1 protein-coding gene is annotated in these 3081 nt (G+C 77.0%); it reads left to right on the top strand.

The window, feature by feature from the left end; all coding sequences use genetic code 11:
* On the top strand, window positions 1–3081 hold a 3081-nt coding region (locus tag IE245_RS36445), incomplete at both ends, for a non-ribosomal peptide synthetase (protein ID WP_189955732.1).

Below are 3081 nucleotides of genomic sequence, written 5' to 3'. Positions count from 1 at the left end.
GAGTTGCTGGAGCGGGTGCGGGCCACCGACCTGGGGGCGTACGCGCACCAGGACCTCCCCTTCGAACGCCTGGTGGAAGTGCTCAACCCGGAGCGCTCGCTGGCCCGCCACCCGCTCTTCCAGGTCCTGCTGGCCTTCAACAACGGCGCGGCGCCCGACGAAGGACCCGCCGACCGGGCGTCGGACGTCCTGGTGCGACCCGAGACGGTGGAGATCGCGGCGGCCAAGTTCGACCTGTCGCTGTCCTTCAACGAGGACCGGGCGGCCGACGGCACGGCGGCCGGGATGCGGGGCGTCCTCGAGTACAGCGCCGACCTGTACGACGAGAGCACGGCCCGGAGCATGGCCGAACGCTACCTCCGGCTGCTCGAAGCGGCGGTCGCGGAGCCCCGCACCCCGCTGAGCCGCGTTCCCGTCCTGAGCGAGGCCGAGCTGCACGACGTCCTCGTCCGGCGCAACGCCACGGCCCGCACCCTGCCCGACCCCTCCCCGCTGCGGCGGTTCGAGGCCCAGGCCGCCAGGACCCCCCGGTCCACGGCCCTGGTCGCGGGCGAGGAGCGGCTCGACTACGCCGAACTCGACGCACGGGCCGACCGGCTGGCCGCACTGCTGTCCCGGAGCACCGCCGGGCGCGGCGGACCCGTCGCCGTCGCCCTGCCGCGCGGCGCGCTGCTCCCGGTGGCCCTGCTCGCCGTCTGGAAGGCGGGCCTGCACTACCTGCCGCTGGACCCCGACCACCCGAAGAGCCGCCTGGCGGACATCCTCACCGACTCCGCGCCCGGCTGCGTCCTCACGACGACCGACCTCGCGCGCCGCCTCCCGCCGGTGCCCGCCCCGCTGCTCGTCCTGGACGACCCGGCCACCGCCGCACGCCTGGCCGCCGCCCCCGGCACCGCACCGGCCGAAGGCACGCGGGCGCGGGACCGGGAGCGGGAGGAGGAGCTGGCGTACACCATCTACACCTCCGGCTCCACCGGCCGCCCCAAGGGCGTCATGGTGACCCGGTCGGCCGTGGCGAACTTCCTCGCCGACATGACCGAACGGCTGGAACTGGGGCCCGGGGACCGGCTGCTGGCGGTCACCACGGTCTCCTTCGACATCGCCGTCCTGGAGCTCTTCGCCCCGCTGCTCACCGGCGGCACGGTCGTCCTCGCCGACGCCACCGCCCAGCGCGACCCCGCGGCCGTGAGGTCCCTCTGCGCCCGCGAGGGCGTGACCGTGATCCAGGCCACCCCCGGTTGGTGGCACGCCATGGCCGTCGACGGCGGCCTCGACCTCACCACCCTGCGCGTGCTGGTGGGCGGCGAGGCACTGCCGCCCGCCCTCGCCCGCACCCTCCTGGAACCCGGCCGCGCGCCGCTGGGCGGCCGCCTGCTCAACCTGTACGGACCGACGGAGACCACCGTCTGGTCCACCGTCGCGCCCATCACCGCCGAGACCCTGGAGGCGCACGGCGGCGCCGTGCCGACCGGGACGCCGATCGCCCGCACCGCCGCCTACGTCCTCGACGCCGCGCTGCGGCCCGTGCCCGACGGAGTGCCGGGCGAGCTGTACCTGGCCGGGGCCGGGCCGGCCCGGGGCTATCTGGGCCGGCCGGGGCTGACCGCCGAGCGGTTCGTGGCCTGCCCGTTCGGGGAGCCGGGGGAGCGGATGTACCGCACCGGCGACCTCGCCCGCTGGCGGTCGGACGGAAACCTGGAACACCTGGGCAGGACCGACGACCAGGTCAAGGTCCGCGGGTTCAGGATCGAACTGGGCGAGGTCGAAAGGGCCCTGGCGCAGGCCCCCGGCGTCGGCCGGGCCGCCGTCGCCGTGCGCCCCGACGCCGCCGGCTCCGCCCGGCTGGTCGGCTATCTGGTACCGGCCGGCGGCAGCGGCGCGCTCGACGAGAAGGCCGTGTCCGCCGCCGTCCGGGCGGTGCTGCCCGAGTACATGGTCCCCTCGGCGCTGGTGGTCCTCGACGGCGGCCTGCCGCTGACCGCGAACGGCAAGCTGGACCGGGCCGCGCTCCCCGCGCCGGAGGCGACGACCGGCCGGGACCCCGGCCGGGCGCCGCGCGGGCCGCGCGAGGAGATCCTGTGCGGGCTCTTCGCCGATGTGCTGGGCGTGCCCGCGGTCGGCGTGGACGACGACTTCTTCGCCCTGGGCGGGCACTCCCTGCTCGCCACCCGGCTCGTCGCCCGCGTCCGCGGCACGCTCGGCGTCGAACTGGGCGTCCGCGAGGTCTTCGAGACGCCGACCGTGGCCGGCCTCGCCGCCGCGCTCTCCGCGGCGGGCGAGGCCGGGCCCCGGCTGCGCCCCGCCGACCCGCGCCCCGAGCGCCTGCCCCTCTCCCACGCCCAGCGCCGCCTGTGGTTCGTCCGGCAGCTGGAGGGGCCGAGCGCCACCTACAACGTCCCGTGGGCGCTGCGCCTGTCCGGTCCGCTGGACGTGGCGGCGCTGCGGGCCGCGCTGGGGGACGTGGTCGCCCGGCACGAGAGCCTGCGCACCGTCTTCGCCGAGGACGAGCACGGCCCGCACCAGGTCGTCCTGCCCGCCGACGGCCCGGCCCCGCTCACCGGGCCCGTCCGGACCGACGAGGACGAGCTTCCCCGCCTGCTGCGGGAAGCGGCCGATCACTCCTTCCGGCTGGACGCCGAACCACCGCTGCGCGCCCACCTGTTCGCCACGGCGCCCGACGAGCACACCTTGCTCCTGGTCATGCACCACATCGCCACCGACGCCTGGTCGCGGCGGCCGCTGATCGCCGACCTGGCCGCGGCCTACGCCGCCCGCCACGCCGGCCGGGCCCCGGCCCTGCCGCCGCTGCCGGTCGCCTACGCCGACTACGCCCTGTGGCAGCAGGCCCGTCTGGGCGACGAGCGGGAGGAGGACAGCGCGCTGTCCGCCCAACTCGCCTACTGGCACGACGCGCTGGCGGGCTCCCCCGAGGAGCTCGCGCTGCCCGCCGACCGGCCCCGGCCCGCCGTCCCCTCGCACCGCGGCGACAGCGTGCCCCTCTCGATCCCGCCGGGGTTGCACGGGCGGGTGGTGGAGGTGGCGCGGGAGTTCCGGGCGACGCCGTTCATGGTGGTGCACGCG

This window comes from Streptomyces roseolus (genome assembly GCF_014649855.1).
Classification (GTDB): Bacteria; Actinomycetota; Actinomycetes; order Streptomycetales; family Streptomycetaceae; genus Streptomyces; species Streptomyces roseolus.
This window is presented reverse-complemented; position numbering and strand designations above follow the sequence as displayed.